This window comes from Leisingera sp. M523, assembly GCF_025141335.1.
GTDB lineage: Bacteria > Pseudomonadota > Alphaproteobacteria > Rhodobacterales > Rhodobacteraceae > Leisingera.
In genome coordinates this window covers 1,443,480-1,466,851 of record NZ_CP081036.1, presented here as the reverse complement: position 1 = coordinate 1,466,851, position 23,372 = coordinate 1,443,480, and the positions used below count along the sequence as shown (strand labels likewise).

Sequence of the window (23,372 nt, the reverse complement as noted above, 5' to 3'; positions counted from 1 at the left end):
GATCCACGCATGACCCGTGCGGCGGTGCTGGCCTGGGGCTGGTTCGACAGCATCATCCTGGACCTGTTCCGCCAGCTGCGCTGGTCCTTCCTGCCGCCGCTGCTGATCTATTTCGCCTATGGCGCGCAGGGCATCACCACCGTCACCGCGTCGTTTTTTGTTAAGGAATACCTGGACTTTTCCGCCGCTTTTCTGGCGGGATTGGCATTTTGGGTCGGCCTGCCCTGGGCCCTGAAGATGCCGCTGGGGCATCTGGTCGATCTGATCTGGCGCTGGAAATACCTGCTGATCCTGCTGGGGGCCGGGCTGATGGCCGGCAGCTATGGCATCCTTGCGGCCATTGTGCTGGAACCTGTGGTGATGGGCACCGTGATGCCGCTGGGCGCCTGGTATGTCACCGCCGCGCTGCTGGCCCCTTGCGGATATGTGCTGCAGGATGTGGTGGCCGACGCCATGTCGGTCGAGGCCGTGCCCCACACGGATGATCACGGCTGCCCCCTGCCCGAGGCTGAAACCAAATCCCTGCACACAACCATGCAGACCTTTGGCCGTATCGCGCTGATCGGCGGTTCCAGCGCCGCTGCCGCGCTGAATGTCGCGCTGTTCGACGGCGCCGATGCCCTGCCGCAAGCGGACAAGGGCGCACTCTACGGTTTTGTCTTCACCCTCGCTCTGCTGATCCCGGTGATTTCCCTGTCCGGCGTGGCACTGGCGATCTGGCAAAAGTGGCGTAAAACCACCCGGCTACGCCGCCAAGGCCTGGCCGAAACCGAAATCCGCAGCCGCATAGACCTCCCACGAGAACCGGTCACCCCGAACCACTGGTATTTCATCGGCGGCGGCGCCTTCGTCGCACTCTCCCTGGCCGTGGGCCTCGGCGACGTCCCCTACTCGCAGGAAATCGTCTTTGGTGGATCCATGGCCATCGTGCTGTTCCTGATGCGCCAGCTGGTTGCGGTGCTGCCCACCGACCAAGCCCGCGCCCTGATCGGCACCGCCATCATCATCTTCGTCTACCGCGCCACGCCGCTCCGCGGTCCCGGCGCAACCTGGTTCGAAATCGACGTGCTGGGGTTCGACCAGCAGTTCCTGTCAGTCCTGGCCCTGATCACCTCGCTACTGACCCTGGCGGGCATGCTGATCTTCCGCCCGATGATGGCCAGCCGCCCGATAGCCTTTATTGTCGCCTTTCTGGCGATCACCGAGGCCGTCCTCAGCCTACCCAACATCGCGCTTTATTACGGCGCCCACCACTGGACCGCCGCGATAACCGGCGGCGTGGTCGACGCCCGCTTCATCGCCATGGTCGACACCGCCGTCGAATCCCCGCTGGGCCAGGTCGCGATGATCCCGATGCTCGCCTGGATCGCCCGCAACGCGCCCTCGGGGCTGAAAGCCACCTTCTTTGCGGTCATGGCCTCCTTTACCAATCTAGCGCTGTCGGCCTCCAGTCTCGGCACCAAATACCTGAACGAAATCTTCCAAGTGACCCGCGAGGTGACAGATTCGTCAGGCATTATCACCACCCCAGCCGATTATTCCCAGCTGGGCTTACTGCTGATCACCGTTGGAGTAATCCTCCTCCTGGCGCCGCTCACCGCAATATTTGTCATTCAAAACAGCCGCTTCCGCACTTCCGAGTAACGAAACCGCAGCCTGGCTGCCTGTAAGCGGCATACGGTGCCGTTTTTCTGCTGGACTACTGTTCACTTCTGTACAGAATGCGGGCAACACCTATTCAGGGAGGCCCACATGAAAACCACTACCCGCGTGGCAGTTATCGGCGGCGGCGTCGTCGGCTGCTCAGTTCTGTATCACCTGACCAAGCTCGGCTGGTCCGACGTCATGCTGATCGAACGTTCGGAATTGACCTCAGGCTCCACCTGGCATGCGGCGGGCGGTTTTCATACGCTCAACGGCGACACCAACATGGCGGCGCTTCAGGGCTACACCATCAAGCTGTATAAAGAGCTGGAAGCCATCACCGGCATGTCCTGCGGGTTGCACCACGTCGGCGGCGTCACCCTGGCCGAAACCCAGGAACGCTTCGACATGCTGAAAGCGGAACGCGCCAAACACCGCTTTATGGGGCTGGAGACCGAAATTGTCTCCCCCGAAGAAATCAAGAAAATCGCGCCCGTCACCAACGTGGATGGCATCATCGGCGGGCTTTATGATCCGCTTGACGGCCACCTCGACCCCTCCGGCACCACTCACGCCTATGCCAAGGCTGCCCGCATGGGCGGCGCCACAATTGAAACCCACTGCAAAGTGGTTGAAACCAACCAGCGCCCCGATGGCACTTGGGATGTAGTGACCAACAAGGGCACCATCCACGCCGAACATGTGGTCAACGCAGGCGGCCTCTGGGCGCGCGAGGTCGGCGCCATGGCCGGCGTCTACATGCCCCTGCACCCGATGGAGCACCAGTACATCGTCACCGACGAGGTGCCGATGATCGCCGAAATCATCGACGGCGGCGGCGAGCACCCGCATGTGATGGACCCGGCCGGCGAAAGCTATCTGCGCCAGGAGGGCCGCGGCCTCTGCATCGGCTTTTACGAGCAGCCCTGCAAACCCTGGGCCGTGGACGGCACGCCTTGGGACTTCGGGCATGAGCTGCTGCAGGACGACTTCGACAAGATCGAGGACTCCATCAACTTTGCTTACAAACGCTTCCCCGCGCTGGAGGCTGCTGGCGTGAAATCGGTGATCCACGGCCCCTTCACCTTTGCCCCGGACGGCAATCCGCTGGTCGGCCCGGTGCCCGGAATGCGCAACTACTGGTCCGCCTGCGCCGTCATGGCCGGTTTCAGCCAGGGCGGCGGCGTCGGGTTGATGCTGGCCCAGTGGATGATCAACGGCGAATGCGAGCGCGACACTTTTGCGATGGACTGCGCCCGCTTCGGCGGCTGGATTACCCCGGGCTACACCCGCCCGAAAGTCATTGAGAACTATCAGAAACGATTCTCCATCGCCTATCCGAACGAGGAGCTGCCCGCTGCCCGCCCGTTCCGTACCACCCCGATGTACGACATCTTTGATGGTATGGGCGCGGTCTGGGGCGCGCAATACGGTATGGAGGTCCCGAACTACTTCGCTACAGGCGATGAGCCGCGCTATGAGACCCCGTCCTTCCGCCGCTCCAATGCGTTCGATGCCACTGCGCGCGAAGTCAAAGCGGTCCGCGAAGCCGTCGGCATCAACGAGGTCCACAACTTCGGCAAATACCTGATCAAAGGTGCGGGTGCCCGCGCCTGGCTCGACCGCATCATGGCCGGCCGGGTGCCGAAACCGGGCCGTCTGTCGCTGACCCCGATGCTGTCCCCCAAAGGCCGCCTGATCGGGGATTTCACTATCTCCTGTCTTGGAAAATCCGGGGCGGAAGAAGAATTCCAGCTCACCGCCTCCTACGGCAGCCAAGCCTACCACATGCGCTGGTTCCTGCAGAACCTGGACGATGGCGTGACCCTGGAAAACATTTCCGACACCCGCAACGGCTTCCAGATCGCAGGCCCCAAAGCGCGCGAGGTGCTGCAGGCCTGCACCCGGACCGATATCTCTGACATGCGCTTCATGGATGTGCGCCGCCTGACTGTGGGCATGGCCGACTCCATCGTGCAGCGCGTCAGCTACACCGGCGATCTGGGCTATGAAATCTACTGCAACCTGCCTTCGCAACGTGCCCTCTGGGATGCTCTTTGGAATGCAGGCCAGCCGCACGGCATGAAACCCTTCGGCATGCGGGCGATGATGTCGCTGCGCCTGGATAAATTCTTCGGCTCCTGGCTGCGCGAGTTCTCACCCGACTATACGGCGGCAGAAACCGGGCTTGACCGCTTCATCTCCTTCAAGAAACCCGTTGATTTCATCGGCCGCGCGGCAGCCGAAGCCGAGCGCGACACAGGCCCCGCGCGCCAGCTCTGCGCCTTCGAGGTCGAAGCAGACGACGCCGATGTGGTTGCCTATGAGCCGATCTGGCTCGGCGGCGAAGTCGTGGGCTTCTGCACCTCCGGCGGCTATTCGCACCATGCGCAAAAATCCATCGCGCTGGGGTTTGTCCCCACGGGGACAGCCAAGGAAAACCTGGAAGTGGAGATCGAAATCCTCGGCAAGATGTACAAGGCCCGCCTGATCACCCAGCCGGTGTTTGACGCAGACGGCGCCCGGATGCGCGGCTGAGGCCAAAAGCACCGGATTCAGGTCAGCCCGCCTGACCTGAATCCGCCCTGTTGCCACAGCAGCGCACGCTGACGCCGCGAAACCCGCGCAACACATAGGTCAATGGCCACACCCGAATGTTTCGCGCGCGAAACATTCGGTCAACCCTGCTGACCTATGCGGCTTTCACTGGCCCCCGCCCTTCTTCTTTGCAAAAATACTCCCGCCGGAGGCATCCGCCATTGCGGCCAAGAACCAAGGACCGGGTTGCATGACCGCCATCACCATTCTCCTGCTCGCTGCCGGCGCCTCGTCACGGATGCAAGGCCGCGACAAGCTGATGGAGGATGTGGACGGCCAGCCCCTTCTGTCCCTGATGTGCCGCCGCGCCGCGCTGACCGGGCTGCCGGTGTTTGTGACCTTGCCCCGCGAAACCCATCCCCGTGCGGCCGCAACCGGCAGCGCGATCCCGGTCCCGGTGCCCGGCGCGGATGAAGGCATGGCCGCCTCGATCCGCTGCGGTATCGCGGCCCTGCCGAATGTGACTGACGCGGTGATGATCCTGCCCGCCGACATGCCGGATATCACAACCCAGGACATGCTGCATCTGGCTGCGCATTTTCACGGTGCGGACAGCCCCGTCCTGCGCGCCGCTTCCGAGGACGGCATCCAGGGCCACCCGGTGCTGTTTCCGCGCCGCTGCTTTGCTGCGCTGAAAACCCTTAACGGGGATCAGGGCGCCCGCAGCCTCCTGACATCCGAACCGGTGCAGATGGTGCCGCTGCCAAAGAACCATGCGGTGACTGATCTGGACACGCCCGAAGACTGGGCCGCTTGGCGCCTGCATCGCTGACACCCCCGCAAATGCAGAGAAGGCAGGGCACAAGACCCTGCCTTCCTGCGCTTTGCTCTTCTCTGCCGTTTCCCCCAAAACAGCAGCAGCATCTCTCAATGCACGAGCAGATGCGCCTCGTGTTTCCGCAACGACCGGCGTGCCGCGGAATAGGCCGCCCGGCCCTTCTCCGACTTAAGGTCCGGGAACAGCTCGAACAATTCGTTGCGCTGCGCGTTGTCCAGCCCGCGCAGGGACTGATCGCCGGGCTGAAAGCTCTCGGTCCAGGCGCCATCGGACAGCACAACCTCATGCTGATCGAACATGAAATGGATATAGGTCACCTCGGTGGTCTCTACCGTGTCGACCCCCGTAAGCCCGGTCAGATGCTTGGCCGCCACCAGAACCTCGCGGTCCTCGAAATACAGCGCCGTCTTGTCGTTGGCGACCAGCACCCGGTGATTGGGGCTGACCATCATGTCGCGCTCCGGCAGGCCATTGCCCAGGGCGCCCTGGCGGATCAGTACCGGTTGCAAATGCGCGGCGCTGTGCAGCTCCCGGCCCTGCAGCCTGCGGGTACCGATCCAGCGGATTTCCTGAATGCCGTTGTCGCGGGTGATCACCCGGTCGCCGGCCTGCAAATCTTCGACCCGGCGTTCCCCCAGCGGCGTGGCGATCAGCGTGCCAGGCGTGAAGCAGGGAATGATCTGCTCAATCTCTCCAAACGTCATGGAGCCGGTCACAGCCCCGTCGCCATCAAGGAAGTTGACGGTCCCCGAGATGCTGTTGCCATCCGCGTCAACGGTGACACCGCTGAGTTCAAACGGGCCGCTGCCAGTCAGGTCCAGGGTGTCGAAATCGTCGCCGCCCGAGCCGCCGTCAACTTCGTCGCCGGCATTGCCGCCAAGGAAGGTATCGCGCCCGGCGCCGCCGGACAGGGTATCGGCGCCCTGGCCGCCGGTGATCAGGTCATTGCCCGCCCCGCCGCGAACGATATCGTCATCAATACCGGCATCAATGGTGTCATGGCCCGAGCCGCCGGAAATGTCGTCGTCGTCGTCCTGGCCAAAGATCAGGTCATTGCCCGATCCACCGTCAATCGTGTCCATGCCGTTGGTCGGGTCCGGATCCGCCGGGCGGCCATCGCTGCCATCATCAGTGATGTTCAGCCCATCCGGGAAGGATGGGTTCAGCCCGCCATAGATGGTGTCGCTGCCGCCGCCGCCGAGCAGGATGTCGGAGCCTTCGCCGCCGGTCAGAACGTCTGCCTGAGAGCCGCCGTCGATGGTGTCATCGTCGATGCCGCCATCAATCACGTCCATGCCCGAGCCGCCGTCGATCAGGTCAGCGTCATCCCCAGTAGAGATGGTGTCATTGCCGGCGCCGCCCAGAACAGTATCGCGGTCGTCGAACGGATCGGCATCCGCCGGAATAAAAGGAATGTCGGGATCGGTGCCGGTGTAGCCCGGAAAGCCGCGGTCCGGCAGCGGGATGCCGCTGTCCTTGGAGGTGTCGATGACATCATCGCCGTCGCCGCCCTCAACCGAGTCGGAGCCGTCGCCGCCGTCAATGGTGTCGTCGCCGCCGCCGCCAAGAATGGTGTCGTCGCCTTCGCCGCCGGTCAGGCTGTCGTCGCCCGGTACAACCGGATCAGAAGGATCCGATGAGTAGTCGAAATGCGCGTTGTCGAGCGTTGTGCCGGAGCTGCCCAGGTCAATGACCAGCTTCACGTCATTGAAATCATTGTCGCCAAGGTTGCGCGTATCTTCGAACCCCAGCTGAACCGAGCCGTCCGGGAATTCAAAGATCCCTTTGGTGTGGTCCAGCCCGTCCGTGTTCAGGCCGGCGTTGGCGCCATAGCCGGACGAGTAATAGGTGCCATGCGAGCTGATGATGCCGACGCCGACAAAGGCACCTTCGGGCGCATCGTAACTAAAAGTCTCGCCGACATCTGCATTTGCATTCTGCGACAGCATCACGACATTGCTGATCTCGCCGGTCGACGGATCGATGGTGTAGGCAAAGACCTTGTTCTGGAAGGCCGCGCTGGTCGAGGAGATGGTGATCTTGACCGGTTCATTGCTGCCGGAAACGCCATCGCCCAGGATCAGATCATCGCCGCTGCCGCCGTCGACAGTATCATCGCCGGAGCCGGCATAGATGCTGTCATTGCCGCTGCCTGCGATGATGACATCATCATCCGGCCCCGCCGCCGGGCCGGTGGCATCGGCGTTATCAACCATATCGCCTTCCGGGTCGCCGGTGTAATCCGCGTTGATCAGGTCATCCCCCGAGGTTCCCTCAACAATTCCGTTCAAGGCCGCATTCGGCATATCGGTACTCTTCGCCATCACTCTCTCCTCACCGGTCTGGCCCCAAACCCACCGTTCGGGCCAGCCGGACAGCCGCACAGCCATGCGGAACTTCGCAGTCAAAACACCAGCCCAAGCGGAGAGAGGGCCAGAACGCGCAAACGCTCTGGAGTGCACGCCGGAACAGCGCACAGCCGATAAGCAAAAGCTCTTAGATCAGTGGTATGCAGGCATCAGCAGCCCAGGGACTTAAGCTAAATTTTAGCAGTCCACCACAGTCCAGCAGCTCGCAGAACTCGCCCCCCCAATGGGCTAGAACATGCATACGTTAGGTACCTCCGGCCACAAAGCCAAAAAATTGCCTAAAATTCCCCCCATTCCGCCATTCGGGGCAATTGAGACAGCGTAAGCCATTGCCGGATTATGATGATTGTCTCGGAAACCGGATACAATCCGAGGGCCAAACTTGCACTTCCAGCACAAATTTCCCGCACTCGTTGTTTGAAGGAGTGGTATTGTTGCCAAATCCGAAACAAGGGTAAAATACGGCGGCACCACCGGTTTTCCGCTCCCTCAGCAAGCTGCCCTAAGGGAAATGGCGTGGAATTGATTTCAATCCTTGCCGTTTGCAAAGTTTGTTTCTCAATGCGGCCGGAATGCCGGGCAGATCTTTCGAATCAGACGGCCTATGCGGAAGGTCATCGCAGCCGTGCGGAAAAGTAAATAACGCTGAAGAGTTTATTCAATCCGCCGGCATCTGTCCGCTGACCGGCCTGCCCCTGATGCAAGAACAGCCGCTGCAACGTACTTTTCTTTGCCTACTAAGCCATGCCTGAAGCAACTGATGTTCTTTGACAATGTGGGTTATGGCGGAGAGACAGGGATTCGAACCCTGGAGACGGTTTCCCGCCTACACACTTTCCAGGCGTGCGCCTTCGACCACTCGGCCACCTCTCCGTGAGGGGGCTTTTGAAGGATCACAGGGGGAAATGCAAGGGCCGAAATAGGAAAAAAGCACTCCGGCCCGCATTCTTTTTCAAGTCTCCAGATGCAGATAGACGCGGCGGTTCTGCTTGCCCTTTTTCTCCACCTTGCCAAGGCGGATTTTGCCGATTTCACCAGTGCGTTTCACATGGGTGCCGCCGCAGGGCTGCAGATCAATCTGCTGGTCAGCGGTGCCGATGCGGACAAGCCGCACCTGCCCTGCCCCGCGCGGCGGCGAGACGGACATGGTTTTCACCAGCTGCGGATTGGCGTCGAGTTCGGCATCGGTGATCCAATCCTCGGTCACCTCAAGATCACGGTCAATGAGCGCCTGCAGCTGGTCCTGCAGCGCCTGTTTATCCGCGGGCGCCTCAGGCATGTTGAAATCGAGCCGGCCTTTGTCTGCGCTGATCGAGCCGCCGGTCACTTCCAGCGGGATCACCACTGATAAAAGATGCAGCGCAGTGTGAACCCGCATGTGGCCATAACGGCGGTCCCAGTCCAGAACCTGGGTGACCGTAGTGCCTTCGGCGGGCAATGGTTCATCCTCATGCGGGACCAGAACCACCGCGCCGTCTTCACCTTTGACAGTGGTGGCAATGGTGCATTGGCCATCACCCCACAAAAGCTGGCCGCTATCGCCAGGCTGGCCGCCGCCGGTGGCGTAGAACAGGGTCCGGTCCAGGATCAGCCCGCCCTGTTCCGTATGGGCCAGCACCAGTGCTTCGGTCATCCGGGCATAGGCGTCCTTGCGGAATAGCAGGTCACTTGTCGGCATCGGCATCTCCATCAGCATCTTCTTCGGGGTCCTGCTGCACATCCGCCAGATCCGGCTTCAGCGGAGCAGATGCGGGTGCGCCAGCAGGTGCGGAAGCGGACGCCGCGGCAGAGGTTGCCGGTTTGTCCGGGGTCAGCGCCTCGGGGTTACGGATCCAGATGTCGCGCTGCATGAAGGGGATTTCGATCCCTGCTTCGTCGAACCGTTTTGAGATTTCATAATTCATGTCGGATTTCACCGACAGAACCCAGTTCACATCGCGCAGGATTGCCCGGATCTCAAAATCCAGACTGTCGGCGCCAAAGCCCTGAAACACCACGCTGGGTGCCGGGTTGAGCAGTACCATCGGATGCGCCTTGGCGACCTCGTTCAGGATTGCCTCCACCTTGCGCGGATCGGTGCCATAGGCGACGCCCACCGGCACAATCACCCGGCCCACGGTGTTGCCGCGGGTGTAGTTGGTAACGGTGCCCGAGATCAGGTCCGAGTTCGGCACGATCACGTCGGAGCGGTCAAAGGTTTCGATCCGGGTGGAGCGCACCGAAATGTCGCGCACATAGCCCATCAGCCCGCCGACCTCGATCCAGTCGCCTTTGGATATCGGGCGTTCGATCAGCAGGATGATGCCGGACACAAAGTTCGACACGATGGTCTGCAGGCCAAAGCCAATGCCAACCGACAGCGCACCAGCAACAATCGCCAGCGACGACAGGTCCAGCCCTGCCATCGAGATGGCAATCACCGCTGACAGGAAGATGCCGACATAACCAAGGCCGGAGGTGATCGCGTTCTGACCGCCCGGGTCGATCTTGGTCTTGGGCAGCAGCGAATTGCGCAAGGAGCCCTGCACCAGCCGCGTCAGCGCATAGCCGACGGCAAAGACAACGGCAAACGTCAGGAAAGCGGTTGGAGAGATCTTTGTGTCGCCGATCTGGAACCCTTCCAGGAACTGCGACCACAGCTCAGTCAGATCTGCGATCCGTGCGCCCCAGATCAGCGCCACCAGCGGCAAGGCCAAAGCCGCCAGCACAAAGCCGATCATCACCGCAAACAGTGAGTCCCGCGCCTCGGACCCTTTGCCGGAAAGCCAGCCGTAGAGGTCGCCCAGGAAGCGCTGCAGCACCAGCAACGCGGCCAGCAGCGCCAGGGTGGACACAGCGGGGTAAATCAGCGCCTCAGCTGCGTTCACATAACCAAAGGCCGCCAGCACCGGCGACACAAACCCCAGCAAATAGGTGGCACGGCGCACCAGATTCATGATCCGGTTGGCACCGGCAGCAATGGCGCCGTCGTCTTCGGTCTCATCGCTGCTTTGCTGCTGACGGCGCTTGGCACCGATCCGGTGCAGGCGCAGCAGAACCAGAGCCGCGCCCATAATCAGCGGGAAGCTGGCCACCGCATGGGCCTCAGCCGGGATGCTGTCGATGTTTTCCAGCTGGGTCAGCGCATCCTGCAGAACCAGGATCACCGCCAGAATATCGACCATCAGCCGGGTTTCATTCAGCCGCCCCTCTTGCACCGGAACCAGATCGTTTTCGATGCGGCTGGAGAACAGCTGGTTGCCCAGCCAGTGGAACGACAGCAGCAGCAGCGCCCAGCCGGGCACATAGTCCAGCAGGATCGATCCGCGGATGCCAAGCACCCCGGACAGGTCCACCGCTGCGGTCAGGCAGATGATGCCGATAAAGGGCAGGATCACCTCCAGCAGCGAGACCACAAAGCCCCAGACACCGCGGCCCGAGCTTCCGAACTGGCGCAGGTAATCGCCCGCCGCATGGGCCCAGGGCCGGCCGCGGAACACCAGCAAAGCCGCAATCAGCAGCAGCAATAGCAAAGCCGGCAGGCTGTTCTGCACCCGTTCAGCCGTGGTGGCGCTGCCCGCCCTGGAGGCGGTTTCGTTCCACAAGGAGCTGCCGGAGCGGGTCAGTGAACGCAACGCCCCTGCCCAGTTTTCAGGGTTGAACGGCGAGGGTCCGCGTTCCAGCAGTCTGCGGGTGCGGCGCTCGCGGATGATCTTGTCAATCTCGGTGATCAGCCCGTTGGCACGGCTGTAGGCCTCCTCCGAAACGATACGCGGAACCTTGAGGTCCTTCAGCTGCTGTTCCAGCGAGCGGCGCAGCTGGGCGATATCCTCAGGCTCGCTCTCGCCCTCGCCGGGCGCCGGGCCAAGCGCGCCAAGCTGGCCTTCGAGCGTCTGAATACGGTCGCCGTTATCGGTGCGCGCCGCCAGGAAATTCTGCCGGTAGGTGGTAAGCTCTTTGCGCAGCGCTTCCATAGCGGCGCTGGAGGCCCGTCTGGCGTCGATGACCTCTTCCGCACGGTTGGCGGTCTTGAGCCAGTCCTGATAATAGGCGCGGGATTCAGCAGTCAGCTGAGCCAGCGCAGGCAAAGCGAGGCCGGCCATCAAGGCCAGCCCCAGCAAAGCAGTCCGCAAAGCGGTTATGATAGGTGTCATACGTCCTCAAATACGCCTGGAATCGACGCGGGCGTGTGGGTCATCCATTCTGGCACCGGCAGGTTCTTCTCCCGCAGGAAATCCGGATTGAACAACTTGGACTGGTAGCGGGTGCCATAGTCGCACAGAACGGTGACAATGGTTTTGCCCGGACCCATGTCCTTGGCCATACGCACGGCGCCGGCAATGTTGATGCCCGAGGACCCGCCCAGCACCAGGCCTTCCTCGTGCAGCAGATCAAAGACATAAGGCACCGCCTCAGCATCCGGAACCTGATAGCTGAAGTCCGGCGTGAAGCCTTCCAGGTTCTTGGTGATCCGGCCCTGGCCGATGCCCTCGGTGATGGAGCTGCCTTCGGAGGCCAGCTCACCCGTAGTGTAAAAGGAATAGAGAGCTGCCCCCAGCGGATCGGCCAGACCAACCTTGACGCCTTTGGGCTGCAGTGCTTCGGCCACCCCGGCGAGAGTGCCGCCGGATCCGACCGCGCAGACAAAGCCGTCCACCTTGCCGCTGGTCTGTTCCCAGATTTCCGGGCCGGTGGTTTCCACATGGGCCTGGCGGTTCGCCACATTGTCGAACTGGTTGGCCCAGATCGCACCGTTCGGTTCGCTCTTGGCCAGTTTCTCTGCCAGACGCTGGGAATAGCGCACATAGTTGTTGGGGTTGCGGTAAGGGGCCGCAGGCACCTGGACCAGCTGGGCGCCAGCCAGGCGCAGCATGTCTTTCTTCTCTTCCGACTGGGTTTCCGGGATCACAATCACCGTCTTGAACCCCATCGAGGCGCCAACCAGCGCCAGGCCGATACCGGTGTTGCCGGCAGTGCCTTCGACAATGGTGCCGCCGGGCTTCAGATCGCCGCGGGCAATGGCATCCTTGATGATATAGAGCGCGGCGCGGTCCTTGACCGACTGGCCCGGATTCATGAATTCGGCCTTGCCCAGGATCTCGCAGCCGGTCTCTTCGCTGACGCGGTTCAGGCGGATAAGAGGTGTGTGGCCGATGGCATCAGCCAGATCGCGTGCAATGCGCATGGTATCCCTTTCGATCGTTCCCCCAAGGTGTAACTAAGCGCCCCGGCGTTCACAAGGCGCGAAGCAGTCAGGACGGTGCGTTGCGCAGCCGCTCACGGTGGCGTGACAGCCACAGTGCAGCAGTGACCAGCGGCATGTCCTGATAGATCTGCGCATCCACGCCCTGCATCAATTCGTCATAGCTAAGGACCTGGCTGCGGATATCCTCGCCCTCACCGGCGACACCGCCGCCGCCATTGACGTCAGAAAGGTCAGATATACCGATGAAAACATGAATGAATTCCGCCAGTGCGCCGCTGGACGGATAAACCTGCGCCACCGGTTCCAGGCGCTGGACAGTGACGCCTGCCTCCTCTTGCGCCTCGCGGATCGCGGTGTCCTCGGGCGTCTCGCCGGGGTCGATCACGCCTGCGACTGGCTCCCACATCCAGGGGTGCGCCTCGCCCATGATAAAGGGCGGTGCGCGGAATTGCTCCACCAGCAGCACCTGATCGCGGACCGGATCATAGGGCAGCAGCACTGCCGCATGGCCTGCCATCGCGGCAGAGCGTTCCATGACCGGGCTGAGACTGCCGTCAAAGCGGCGGTACTGCAGGTTCATTTCTTCCATCGCAAAGAAATTCAGGTAGGCGCGGTTGTGGCTGTGCACGATCACATCTTTTGACAGGTCATGCTCCGGATCACCCGGACGCGCCTGCGCCTCCAGCCAAGCGGCAGCGCGGCGGCGGACCGAGGGGAAGCAGCGGGCCACCTCTTCGGCGGTCATGCGGCCGTGATAAGACATCACCTCTTCAGCGGCGCGCAGGGACAGCGCGCCCCATTTGTGCACCCAGGCCGCCAGATCCCACGGCTCAGCGGTTTGCCACAGGCCGGGTTCGGGGAAATAGACCTCCGCCGGGGCGGTGCTGCCGTCCTCCAGCTGAACCGAAACCGGTTTCAGCGCGTAGCCGAAGCCGCCCTCGTAAAAGTTGAGCGCATCCAGATCGGCAGGCGACAGGTCCTGTACCAGTACGCCGTCAGCCGTGGCCCCGGCGCGTGCCTCAATCGCTGGGAACGGCTGGCCAACCACCTGATAGACACCATGGCCGGACAATTTTGCACCCTGCGCGTTCAGCGCTGCACCGCTGCGGCCCAGCACCAGTTCAAGCAAAGGGATATGGCGCAGCGTGCCAAAGAAAAAGAGATCAGCCACGGATTACAACCTGTTGTTAAGAAGACGTTTCAGCGCCAGCGGCGGGAGGCGTTCTCGGTCGCGAGACCGGCAAGAACCCCGCCCACGGCCAATGGCACCAGTACAGATGGCACAGCGATAACAAAGAAATACTCCAGTGCAATCACAAAGATCTGCGACAGCGCCTCAAACGGGCCGCCATAGCGGTGGCGCATGGCCAGGCGGAACATCTCCCATGTGCCTTGGATGAACAGCGCCCAAAGCACCATCACCACCATGCCGGTCAGGCCATTGTTGATACCGGGCACCAGCCCGCGGCCGGCGCGTTTGCCCATGAAGATCCAGCCGCTCAGCAGTCCCAGCGCCACATTCACATGCACGAAATAGCCGAAATCGGTGCCTTCGGGCATCAGCGGCATAACCAGGAAGGACACAAAGAACGCCACCAAGGCAAGGCAAAAGGCGGCGGTCAGTCGGGCTCCGGTGGGCATGTCTGGTTACAATCCGTGCGGCCAGTTCAGTCAGCGATGCGCAACTGTAATCTGCGTTACATCGCAATTGCCAGTCTTAAAGGCCGCGGCGCAGGAAGTGAGGTAAAAGTTCCACATCTTGCGGAAGCGGTCATCAAATCCCAAGCCGGCAATCTGGTCCCAGCGGGCGTTGAACGTGTCGTGCCAGCGCCGCAAAGTCTGGTCGTAGCTGTCGCCGAATTCAATCGACCGCACCACGCCCAGCCCCGCCCGTTCGACCTGGTTGCGCAGGACATGCGGGGACGGCAGCATGCCGCCGGGGAAAATGTGTTTCTGGATGAAATCGACGCCTTTGCGGTAAATCTCCCAGCGCCGGTCGGCAACGGTGATGATCTGCAGCGTCGCCTTGCCGCCGGGTTTAAGCCGGTCGCGGATGGTGCTGAAATACGCCGGCCAGTATTTCTGCCCCACGGCCTCGAACATCTCGATTGAAGCGATGCCGTCGAATGTGCCGCGGCAATCGCGATAGTCCTGCAAACGCAAATCAACCTGATTCGAAAGTCCCGTCTTTTCGATGCGTTGCCGGGCAAAGTTCAGCTGCTCCTGACTGATGGTCAGACCGGTGACTTTCAGCCCCCGCTGACCGGCGGCGTATTCGGCAAAGCCGCCCCAGCCGCAGCCGATCTCCAGCACATGGTCGCCGGGCTGCACCCCCATCTGATCCACCATCGAGGCGTATTTCGCGGTCTGCGCCGCCTCCAGACTGTCCTGGCCGCTGCGGAACAGGGCGCTGGAATAAGTCATCGTATCATCCAGCCACAGCCCGTAGAAGTCATTACCCAGGTCGTAGTGATACGAGATATTCTTTTGCGCCTGTTTGCGGTGATTGCGGTGCAGCCAGAAACGGAAGCGTTCATAAGCGCGTGCCAGGCCTTGGCCCGGGAAACCGTCATAGACGGTATTGGCGCCCATATGCACCAGATCCATAAAGGCTTGCAGGTCCGATGTGCTCCACCAGCCTTCCAGGTACGCATCGGCAAAGCCGAGATCGCCCTCGCGGATCAGCCGGGCAAAACAGTCGGGATTGCGGATATGCAAGTCGGCAGTGGGGCCGGGATCGCGCCCGTTTGCGGAAAATATGCGCCCGTCCGGCAGGTGGATATCCAGCTGCCCGACCTCCATGGCCTTCACCTTGGCAAACACCGCAGCAAAGTAGCGCGGCAGATCTTTCTGGCCCTCAACGGACGTGTGCTTCATGCGCTTCCCCCTGTGAGACACGGACTGGCTACAAGGAAAAAGCTAGGCCGCAGGGGGCCTTCCGGCAAGAAAACTATACGTTAGCGGTTTTCACGGGCACCGTGATAAGCCGCGAGCGCGCGGTCGCGGCCCTCTTTCAGGCTGATCACCGGCTTGGCGCGGGGAGTGTCCGGCGACAGCTCCCAGGACAGCGGCGCAGCGTCAAAGAAATCCAGCGCGGGTTGCGCTGCATTGCCTTGCCCCTCGGCAATCCAGCGTCGCGTGTAAGCACCTGATGAGTCGAATTTTTCCAGCTGGCCGCTGGGATTGAAGACACGGAAGAAAGGCGCTGCATCAGGGCCGGAGCCTGCCACCCACTGCCAGCCCATGGCGTTGGATGCCGGATCCCAGTCCACCAGCGTGTCGGTAAACCAGTCCATCCCGATTTTCCAATGCGTCATCAGATGCTTGGTCAGGAAACTTGCCACGATCATACGGGCCCGGTTGTGCATCTTGCCGGTCACATACAGTTCGCGCATGGCGGCATCTATGAAGTCATAACCCGTCTGCCCCCGCTGCCAGGCCAGAACCTGGCGCGTAATGTCCTGCGACCAGGGAAAGGCCTGCCATTCGCCGCGCCAGCTGGCCGTCAGCATATGCGGTGAGTGGTACATCAAGTAATAGGCGAACTCGCGCCAGGCGATCTCTTTCAGGAAATGTTCTGCGCCCTGGCTGCCGCGCTCCATCGCCGCACGGCCCAGGTGCCACATGCGGTGCGGGCTGATTTCCCCCCAGGCAAGGTTCTCCGACAGGCCGGAGGTGGCATCCTCGCCCGGATAGTCGCGGCGCTCCTTGTAGGCGTCCACAGAAAATTCAAGGAATTCGCCCAGACGGTTTAGCGCGGCACCTTCGCCCACACGGCAGTAGCGGGCGACCACATCCGCACCGCGGCGCATGGCGGCGCCCATATTCCAGGCGGAGAGATCTTCGCTGGCGGGCCAGTTTTCCGGTGCCGGCAGCGCGGCGGGTGCCGGCAGCAGGCTGTTGACGCTGCGGCCCCGCACGGCCTTCCAGAACGGGGTGTAGACCTTGTACATGCCTCCGGTCTTGGTCTCGACCGTCCAGGGTTCAAACAACAGCCGCCCGCCGTGGGATTTGGCCGTGATTCCCTGCGCCGAGAGCTGCTGTTTAACATCCGTGTCGCGGGCAATGGCCTGCGGATCATAAAGGCGGGACCAGTGCACGGCCCCTGCCCCGGTTTCCACAGCCAGCTGCTGCAGCACCTCCAGAGCGTTGCCCCGGCGCAGGATCAGACGGGAGCCGGCCCTGGCCAGTTCCCGTGCTAAATGCTCCAACCCCAGCCCAAGGCGGAACTTGGGCGCTGCGCCCAGCGCCTCGTCCTGTTCGTCGAGGATATAGACTGGAAGCACGGACGCACCGGACGCGGCAGCAGCCGTCAGAGCCGGATTGTCACAAAGACGGAGATCCCGCCTTATCCACCAGATCACCGGGGAACTGCTGTTCATGCCGCTTTCCTTGCCCTGTCTGCGTTACAGTATCCGGTCCAAGACCTCAATCAGCTTGGCCACTTCTGCCTCGGACGTGTAGTGGGTGAAGCTCACACGCAGCACGCCCTCGTTTGGATCAACGCCCATGGCGGAAAGGGCGCGCACAGCATAGAAATCGCCGCCGCCGGCCATGATGCCATATTCCGACATGGCCGCAGCTACCGGTTCCGCCGGACGGTTCAGGGCAATGGCAACGGTGGGCGCGCGGTTTTCTGCGGTTGAGGGCCCCAGCAGGCGCACATCGTTACGGTCCTTTAGCGCATCCAGCAACGGTTGCAGCAAGGCAACCTCATGCGCGCGCATCAGGTCGTGGACAAAGGCGCCGGTTTCCGCCGCTGTGCCTGAATGGCCGTGATGGGCCGCCAAGGCCTCAAAGTAATCCGCCATGCCGGCCGAGGCCGCTACCTGGGCATGGTCCGGGCCTGCCGGGGTGAAGCGTTTGTAGAGCGTGTCCGCATTGAAGTAATGCGCCTGGTTCGGCAGCAGCGCGCCCAGCGCCTTGCGGATCACCATGATACCCTGATGCGGGCCATAGGTCTTGTAGGCAGAAAACAGATAGATATCAGCGCCCAGGTCATTCACATTCGGCAACCCGTGCGGTGCGTAAGAAACGCCATCGACACAGACAAAGGCGCCGGCAGCATGGGCCATGGCGGTGATCTCGGGCACCGGGTTGATCTCGCCTACCACGTTGGAACAATGCGGGAAGCAGACCAGACGGACATTTTCGTCCAGCAGGGTTTCCAGTTGCGCCGGGTCCAGATGGCCGGTCTGCGGGTCGATCCGCCATTCGCGGATCTCGATCCCCGCTTCGGCCAGACGGCGCCAGGGGCCTGAGTTGGCTTCGTGATCCTGATTGGTGACGATGATGGCTTCGCCGGGCTTCATGAAGCTGCGGAAGGCCTGCGCCAGCACATAGGTGTTCTGGGTGGTCGAGGGACCAAAGCTCAGCTCCTCAGCGGCAACGCCCATCAGCGCGGCCAGACGGGCGCGGGCCTCGTCCATCTCGGCGCCACCGAGGCGCGAGGCTTCATAGGGGGCATAGGGCTGCACCTTGCGCTGGGTATAGAACCGGGTCAGCCGGTCAATCACCTGGCGGCAGGTATAGGAGCCGCCCGCGTTTTCAAAAAACGCCTGATCCCGCAGGCCGGGTTCGCCAAAGGCCGGGAACTGGGCCCGGACAAAATCAATATCCAATGCGGTCATTGCTTTTCTGTCTCCTCAAATCGCGCACCGGTCAGGTGTTCCCGGTTCTTGGCAGGCGGTCGGCCAAGGCTGCGCTCCTGCGCAAGGATTGGGCGAAGGTGTACGTGGCTGCAAGCTGGAATTTCCGCACACCGCGCCGGGCAAGCACATTGGCTGCAGCGGATGCACCGGACCGTAGGCTGATGCCAGAAACTGACAACAGCGCCTGTCATGCTGACCGCAGGCAAACACGGAGGATTTGATATGGCCTATACTCCCAAGGATTTCCTGGTCTGGGGCGAGCTTCCCGTCAGCGATCTGGACGCAGCAGTGACGTTTTACTCCAAGGTGACCGGTGCCGCATTGAGCATCGACACCAGCGGTCCCAACCCGATGGCAATGTTCAAGCCTGCGGACCAGGCAACCGGCGTTGCCCTGCATCTGTATCCCGGCAAACCGGCAGGCGACGGACGCGGCCCGACGCTGCATCTGACCGCTGAGGGCGAGTTGGAAGATGTGATGGAGCGGGTCACGGATGCCGGCGGCAAAGTAGTCTCCCCCACTATCGAGATCCCGCCCGGGCGGTTCTTCTATGCCACCGACCCGGATGGCAACTCGGTTGGTTTCTTCAAATACAATGACTGACACGCAAAAGGCCCCGGGAAAGCACCGGGGCCTTTTGTTGCCATCCGATCAGGTCTCAGCCGTTCACGTCAACCACAACACGCCCCTTGACCTGGCCCTTGAGGATATCCGCCCCCAGCTGCGGCAGGTCGCTAAGGGCGGCGGGTTGGATCATTGCCTCCAGCTTGTCCATCGGCAGATCCTTGGCGATCCGCTCCCAGGCGCGCAGGCGGTTGTCATAAGGCTGCATGACGGAATCGATGCCCAATAGGTTCACGCCGCGCAGCAGGAACGGGATAACGGTGGCAGGCAGCCCGGCGCCGCCCGCAAGGCCGACAGCAGAAACCGAGGCACCGTATTTCATCTGCCCCAGAACCCGTGCCAGCATGGCGCCGCCAACCGCATCGACACAGCCCGCCCAGCTTTCGCTTTCCAGCGGGCGTTTGGTGGTCTCGTTGATCTCCTCGCGGGGCACAATCCGGGTGGCGCCCAGGGACTTCAAATAGTCCGCGGTTTCCGGGCGGCCGGTGACACCGGCCACTTCATAGCCGAGGTTCGCCAGGATCGCGGTGGCCACAGAGCCGACACCGCCCGCGGCACCGGTGACCAGAACGGGACCATGCCCGGGCTCCAGTCCATGATCCTCCAGCGCCATCACCGCCAGCATCGCGGTAAAGCCCGCAGTGCCCACTGCCATCGCCTGGCGGGTATCCAGCCCCTCAGGCAATGGCACCAGCCAGTCGGCGCGCACGTTGGCCTTTTGGGAGTATCCGCCCCAATGCGCCTCGCCCACGCGCCAACCGGTCAGCACCACCTTGTCGCCAGCTTTGTAGCGGTCATCCGAGGACGTCTCGACCGTGCCGGCAAAATCTATCCCTGGCACATGCGGGTACTTGCGCACCAGCCCGCCGCCCGGCCCGATGCACAGCCCGTCTTTATAGTTCACGGTGGAATACTCCACCGCCACGGTCACTTCTCCCTCGGGCAGGTCTTCCAAACTAAGCGGCTGTACCGCGGCAGACGTCTTGCCGCTGTCTTCGTCCTTGTTCACAACCAATGCATTGAACATTTCACATTCCCTTTCCAAAAAACCCAGCCAGATCCCATGTTCATCTGGCCAAAAACATCCCGGGGGAGCCGCGGCCTGCCGCGGCGGGGGCAGCGCCCCCGCTCCTACCGCCAGAACCTCTCCTGAACTGTTGCGGGCAGCATTCCTGCCGGGGTCTCCACTTCCATCACTGTGCCCGGCACCCAATGGGACCTGTCCACCATCCCAATCGCCGCATTCACTCCAAACTCCGGCGCATAAACGGCCGAGCCGACCTGCCCCACCTGGCGTCCGTCAGCAAAAAGCGGCCAAGCATCCAGGCACGGCGGGATCTCTCCACCGATCACCAGCGGGCGGATCTGGCGTGCGGGGCCGTTTGCTGCCTGTTCTGCCAGTGCGGCCTTGCCGACATAATCCTCGGGCGAATTGCAGAACTTGCCCAGCCCGCATTCATATGGCGTGTTGCCGCGGGTCATGTCGTTGCCGTAACTCAACAGCCCGCTTTCGATGCGTTCAATGGTGTTCGGGCAGCCCGCACGGACGTGCATGTCCTCCCCGGCGGCAAACAGCGCATCCCACAAGGGCATACCCAGATCCGCCCCTTCGACATAAATCTCAAATCCGCCCTGCTTGGACCAGCCCGAGCGCGCCACCACCAGCTCGGCACCCTGGAACGCAAGACGTTTGTAGCGGAAAAAGCGGATATCGCGCACCGCATCGCCGAACACCCGCGCCATCAGATCGTCAGCCTTGGGCCCCTGCACAGCCAATGGCGAGACATCCGGCTCCACGATATCGACATCAAAGCCCTTGGCAATGGCGATCCCCAGCACGAACTGCAGCAGGTCGCCATCGGCCAGCGACAGCCAGTAGTGGTCTGCCGCCAGTTTCACCGCCACCGGGTCATTCAGCATACCGCCGTTGTGATCCACGGTCGGCACATAATAGCACTGATCGTCCGCCATCCGGTCCATGTCGCGCGGGCTGATCAGTTTCATCAGCCGCAGCGCGTCCGGCCCTTTGATGCTGACCTGCCGTTCGCAGGACACATCCCAGACCTGCACATGCTCCTTCAGGTGCGCGCAGTCGTATTCAAGACTTTCAAACACTGTTGCCAGCAGCATGTGGTTATAGACAGTGTACCCTTTGACGCCTGCGGCCTCGACCCCTTTGGAAAAGGGCGTGCGCCGGATGCGGCGGGACGGAAAGATGTTCGCCAAACTCAAGTCTCCATATGAGCGTTACACAGTATAGTTTACCAACAGCGGATTCGGCCGGAACCGCCCCCGCCGGTTTCACCTTTGCTTGGAACCGGACCAGTCAATCGGGCAGATTTCCGCAGACTTACCGCCAAAGTTCCAAACCCGGCCATAATCACGCACCCGCGATTTGAGGCCCGTTGCCGTGATGATGTCCGGCCCCATGCCGGTGCTCATGGACTACATCATCAAGGAACCCAAACCACAGAACGTTGCGCATGGATGATCCGAGCATTGCTTTCTCCCGACTCAGGCCATACGTTTTAAATGTCAGACTTTTAAATGTCAGACAAATGATTTTTTGCCGGGACACCTCCGGCGTAGTGCTGCGTCAGGGCCCTGAGAATGAAGATTGACCCCAACAGTTCCGCCGATCTTTCGGTTCAGATAGCGCAGGCTATCAAGGATGCCATCATCTCGGGCGCATTGATCGTGGATGAGCGGCTGCCGTCTGAAAGCGAGCTGTCGGAGCAGTTTCAGGTCTCCCGTTCCACCGTGCGGGAAGCGCTAAAACGATTGGCGGCGCAGTCCTTGATCCGCACCCAGCGCGGCGCGACCGGCGGGGCGTTTGTAAACCGGCTCAGCTTTGAGGACGCCTATTCGCAGCAGATCACCACCTCAACCCTGCTGCTAAGCATGAACGCGGTGAGCTTTGATACCGCTTGCGAAGCCCGCTATGCGCTGGAACGCTCTTGCGCGCCGCTTTCGGCGCAGCGCCGCACCCCGGATCAGCTGGCCACCATGCGGACGGAGATCTTCCGGCAAAACCAGCCTGGCCTGACCGATGAGGCCTTCTGCGCCTCGGATGTCTCTTTTCACCGGGCGCTGGTGGACGGGGCGCATAACCCGGTGCTGTCTTATCAATTGGCCGGCGCGGTGGAAGCAATGCAGCCCTTGATGAACATCATTACCTTTACCGCACGGGACCGCGCCGCAATCACTGCGCTTCATGCCTGCATTGCCGACGCGATTGAGCGCGGTGACGGCCCGGCCGCGGTGTCCGGCCTGCAGGATCTTGAAACCGAGACCCGGAAACTGGCCGCAGACGTGTTTGCAGCACGGGCAGCCGCGCGGTGATCACATCCTGTTTGCCAAAATCCGCAACAGCAGCCCCGGCCCAAATGCCGCCCGTGTGATTTTCGGCCTTTAACTCCCTTTGATCCCCCCCTATATTCGCAGTGTTCCCTTGTGGAGCTATGGACATAAACGCGCTCGTAATAAACGGATCGGACCCGGGGGCGGTACCCGGCGACTCCACCAAACATCCTTCATTTGGGGATCATGGGGTCGAAACAGGATCGACGGACGTCTAAAGGGGTTAGCTTTGTCTCGGCGGGGTGCCACCGTACCGGCCCAAAAAGTACAATTGCAAATGACAATCGTGCTCCGGCAATGGCAGTAGCAGCGTAAGCTGTTAATGTCGCCGAAACTAAGCCCTTGCGCCTAGCAGCGTAAGGCGGGGTTCGCAGGTACCTGGCAACAGAAACCTGCACTTTCCGCCCTGTGTTGATGCTGCCGTTACGGCACCCTGCCAAAAATCACCTTTTTGGCGCTTTAAGTCTGCTTGCGGCACCTGTAGCAGGCACATCTGAACAGCAGCCTGTCTGCAGGCAGCCTGCCCTTGATGCCGCCTGCACGGCCCCAAACACACCCCGGACTGAATGCCCAAACCTATCATTGAACCCGAGATTACCGCAGTATCCCCGCGCCGGGCGGCGCCTGCGCACGATCTGCCGCAGCATTCAGCCGAGTGCGCCCCGGCCATGGCGGTCCCGTTTGACTCCGCATGCCCGGCTGAAATGCCTTTGACCCGGCTGCTGCATTACTGGTTTGAAGAGGTTTGGTGCAAAGGCAATATGGACGCTGTTGCCGAGGTGATGACACCGGACACGCTGATTTACGGCGCAATCTCTGCCCTTGCGGAACCGGAATGCGACTATGGTGAAGTTGTCGCAGCGCTGCGCAACCTGCTGGGGCCGATGACTGTCACTTTCACCCACGCAATGGAAACCGCAAACTGGGTGACCGTCCGGCTTTTGGTACGCACCAGCAACCCAAGTGATGGTATGCCCTTCCAGATCACCGGTCAGGTGATGGCGCGGGTGGCGGATGGCAGGATCGCAGAACTGCACTCCAACATGGATTACTTCCGGATGTTCGAGAAACTGGGCCAGTTGCCGCCCGAGGCTTTTGCTGTATGCATGACCGGCGAACGGTTGAAGTGATGGCGCATTGCCGGCCTGCGTAATCTTGACAAG

At 61.8% G+C, this 23,372-nt stretch carries 18 protein-coding genes, 1 tRNA gene and 1 other RNA gene; 7 read left to right on the top strand and 13 right to left on the bottom strand.

Annotation, left to right across the window (positions count from 1 at the left end):
• Window positions 1-9: 9 nt before the first annotated feature.
• The 3 genes from K3557_RS07285 (at window position 10) to K3557_RS07275 (ending at window position 5,014) form a co-directional block, all read left to right on the top strand.
• On the top strand, window positions 10-1,644 hold the full coding sequence (locus tag K3557_RS07285; RefSeq protein ID WP_259998796.1) for a hypothetical protein: 1,635 nt from the start codon (window positions 10-12) through the stop codon (window positions 1,642-1,644).
• Between the two features lie 108 nt (window positions 1,645-1,752).
• Window positions 1,753-4,182 (top strand): FAD-dependent oxidoreductase, encoded by a 2,430-nt coding sequence (locus tag K3557_RS07280; protein WP_259998794.1) that lies wholly within the window; start codon window positions 1,753-1,755, stop codon window positions 4,180-4,182.
• 250 nt (window positions 4,183-4,432) lie between these two features.
• Complete coding sequence (locus tag K3557_RS07275; protein WP_259998792.1) at window positions 4,433-5,014, top strand: NTP transferase domain-containing protein; 582 nt, start codon at window positions 4,433-4,435, stop codon at window positions 5,012-5,014.
• Between the two features lie 95 nt (window positions 5,015-5,109).
• Here K3557_RS07275 and K3557_RS07270 read toward each other — a convergent pair whose 3' ends face one another.
• From K3557_RS07270 to K3557_RS07225, 10 genes are all read right to left on the bottom strand, one after another.
• Window positions 5,110-7,344 carry a Hint domain-containing protein gene (locus K3557_RS07270; protein WP_259998790.1) on the bottom strand — a complete coding sequence of 745 codons (2,235 nt, stop codon included), beginning with the start codon at window positions 7,342-7,344 and terminating at the stop codon, window positions 5,110-5,112.
• 828 nt (window positions 7,345-8,172) lie between these two features.
• Window positions 8,173-8,262, bottom strand: a tRNA-Ser gene (locus K3557_RS07265).
• Between the two features lie 79 nt (window positions 8,263-8,341).
• Window positions 8,342-9,067: an alanyl-tRNA editing protein gene (locus tag K3557_RS07260; protein WP_259991745.1), complete on the bottom strand. Its 726-nt coding sequence runs from the start codon at window positions 9,065-9,067 to the stop codon at window positions 8,342-8,344.
• A complete protein-coding gene (locus K3557_RS07255) occupies window positions 9,054-11,522 on the bottom strand; it encodes a DUF3772 domain-containing protein (protein WP_259998788.1) in 2,469 nt (822 codons plus the stop codon). Before K3557_RS07255 ends, K3557_RS07260 begins: the two co-directional genes overlap by 14 nt.
• Window positions 11,519-12,553, bottom strand: coding sequence for a cysteine synthase A (locus K3557_RS07250; RefSeq protein WP_259991741.1), 1,035 nt, complete (start codon window positions 12,551-12,553; stop codon window positions 11,519-11,521). Before K3557_RS07250 ends, K3557_RS07255 begins: the two co-directional genes overlap by 4 nt.
• Window positions 12,554-12,620: 67 nt before the next feature.
• Complete coding sequence (locus tag K3557_RS07245) at window positions 12,621-13,745, bottom strand: NUDIX domain-containing protein (RefSeq protein ID WP_259998787.1); 1,125 nt, start codon at window positions 13,743-13,745, stop codon at window positions 12,621-12,623.
• A gap of 29 nt (window positions 13,746-13,774) precedes the next feature.
• Complete coding sequence (locus tag K3557_RS07240; protein WP_259991738.1) at window positions 13,775-14,215, bottom strand: TrgA family protein; 441 nt, start codon at window positions 14,213-14,215, stop codon at window positions 13,775-13,777.
• Between the two features lie 30 nt (window positions 14,216-14,245).
• Window positions 14,246-15,451, bottom strand: a complete 1,206-nt coding sequence (locus tag K3557_RS07235; RefSeq protein ID WP_259998785.1) for a cyclopropane-fatty-acyl-phospholipid synthase family protein — start codon at window positions 15,449-15,451, stop codon at window positions 14,246-14,248.
• A gap of 80 nt (window positions 15,452-15,531) precedes the next feature.
• Window positions 15,532-16,956, bottom strand: coding sequence for a deoxyribodipyrimidine photo-lyase (locus K3557_RS07230; protein ID WP_259998783.1), 1,425 nt, complete (start codon window positions 16,954-16,956; stop codon window positions 15,532-15,534).
• 24 nt (window positions 16,957-16,980) lie between these two features.
• Window positions 16,981-18,204: an aminotransferase class V-fold PLP-dependent enzyme gene (locus K3557_RS07225; protein WP_259998781.1), complete on the bottom strand. Its 1,224-nt coding sequence runs from the start codon at window positions 18,202-18,204 to the stop codon at window positions 16,981-16,983.
• Window positions 18,205-18,414: 210 nt separating this feature from the next.
• On the opposite strand from K3557_RS07225, the gene K3557_RS07220 reads away from it, so the two are divergent.
• Entirely contained in the window at window positions 18,415-18,828 is a 414-nt protein-coding gene (locus tag K3557_RS07220) for a VOC family protein (protein WP_409201205.1), read from the top strand.
• Between the two features lie 55 nt (window positions 18,829-18,883).
• On the opposite strand, the gene acuI is transcribed toward K3557_RS07220, so the two are convergent.
• The 3 genes from acuI to K3557_RS07205 form a co-directional block, all read right to left on the bottom strand.
• Window positions 18,884-19,876: an acryloyl-CoA reductase gene (acuI, locus tag K3557_RS07215; protein ID WP_259998779.1), complete on the bottom strand. Its 993-nt coding sequence runs from the start codon at window positions 19,874-19,876 to the stop codon at window positions 18,884-18,886.
• 104 nt (window positions 19,877-19,980) lie between these two features.
• Window positions 19,981-21,075: a dimethylsulfoniopropionate demethylase gene (locus K3557_RS07210; RefSeq protein WP_259998777.1), complete on the bottom strand. Its 1,095-nt coding sequence runs from the start codon at window positions 21,073-21,075 to the stop codon at window positions 19,981-19,983.
• A 75-nt stretch (window positions 21,076-21,150) separates the two neighbouring features.
• Window positions 21,151-21,291, bottom strand: coding sequence for a hypothetical protein (locus K3557_RS07205; protein ID WP_259999724.1), 141 nt, complete (start codon window positions 21,289-21,291; stop codon window positions 21,151-21,153).
• A gap of 168 nt (window positions 21,292-21,459) precedes the next feature.
• Between K3557_RS07205 and K3557_RS07200 the strand changes: the two genes are divergently transcribed.
• From K3557_RS07200 to K3557_RS07190, 3 genes are all read left to right on the top strand, one after another.
• Complete coding sequence (locus tag K3557_RS07200) at window positions 21,460-22,191, top strand: FadR/GntR family transcriptional regulator (RefSeq protein WP_259991725.1); 732 nt, start codon at window positions 21,460-21,462, stop codon at window positions 22,189-22,191.
• A gap of 64 nt (window positions 22,192-22,255) precedes the next feature.
• Window positions 22,256-22,608, top strand: a transfer-messenger RNA (tmRNA) gene (ssrA, locus tag K3557_RS07195).
• A 167-nt stretch (window positions 22,609-22,775) separates the two neighbouring features.
• Window positions 22,776-23,339, top strand: coding sequence for a nuclear transport factor 2 family protein (locus K3557_RS07190; protein ID WP_259998775.1), 564 nt, complete (start codon window positions 22,776-22,778; stop codon window positions 23,337-23,339).
• Window positions 23,340-23,372: the final 33 nt, after the last annotated feature.

Bases quoted from the DNA above. Each gene is read 5' to 3' on its own strand.
- K3557_RS07285 (WP_259998796.1), top strand. From the start codon at position 10: ATGACCCGTGCGGCGGTGCTGGCCTGGGGCTGGTTCGACAGCATCATC.
- K3557_RS07280 (WP_259998794.1), top strand. From the start codon at position 1,753: ATGAAAACCACTACCCGCGTGGCAGTTATCGGCGGCGGCGTCGTCGGC.
- K3557_RS07275 (WP_259998792.1), top strand. From the start codon at position 4,433: ATGACCGCCATCACCATTCTCCTGCTCGCTGCCGGCGCCTCGTCACGG.
- K3557_RS07270 (WP_259998790.1), bottom strand. From the start codon at position 7,344: ATGGCGAAGAGTACCGATATGCCGAATGCGGCCTTGAACGGAATTGTT.
- K3557_RS07260 (WP_259991745.1), bottom strand. From the start codon at position 9,067: ATGCCGACAAGTGACCTGCTATTCCGCAAGGACGCCTATGCCCGGATG.
- K3557_RS07255 (WP_259998788.1), bottom strand. From the start codon at position 11,522: ATGACACCTATCATAACCGCTTTGCGGACTGCTTTGCTGGGGCTGGCC.
- K3557_RS07250 (WP_259991741.1), bottom strand. From the start codon at position 12,553: ATGCGCATTGCACGCGATCTGGCTGATGCCATCGGCCACACACCTCTT.
- K3557_RS07240 (WP_259991738.1), bottom strand. From the start codon at position 14,215: ATGCCCACCGGAGCCCGACTGACCGCCGCCTTTTGCCTTGCCTTGGTG.
- K3557_RS07235 (WP_259998785.1), bottom strand. From the start codon at position 15,451: ATGAAGCACACGTCCGTTGAGGGCCAGAAAGATCTGCCGCGCTACTTT.
- K3557_RS07230 (WP_259998783.1), bottom strand. From the start codon at position 16,956: ATGAACAGCAGTTCCCCGGTGATCTGGTGGATAAGGCGGGATCTCCGT.
- K3557_RS07225 (WP_259998781.1), bottom strand. From the start codon at position 18,204: ATGACCGCATTGGATATTGATTTTGTCCGGGCCCAGTTCCCGGCCTTT.
- K3557_RS07220 (WP_409201205.1), top strand. From the start codon at position 18,415: ATGCTGACCGCAGGCAAACACGGAGGATTTGATATGGCCTATACTCCC.
- acuI (WP_259998779.1), bottom strand. From the start codon at position 19,876: ATGTTCAATGCATTGGTTGTGAACAAGGACGAAGACAGCGGCAAGACG.
- K3557_RS07205 (WP_259999724.1), bottom strand. From the start codon at position 21,291: ATGAGCACCGGCATGGGGCCGGACATCATCACGGCAACGGGCCTCAAA.
- K3557_RS07200 (WP_259991725.1), top strand. From the start codon at position 21,460: ATGAAGATTGACCCCAACAGTTCCGCCGATCTTTCGGTTCAGATAGCG.
- K3557_RS07190 (WP_259998775.1), top strand. From the start codon at position 22,776: ATGCCCAAACCTATCATTGAACCCGAGATTACCGCAGTATCCCCGCGC.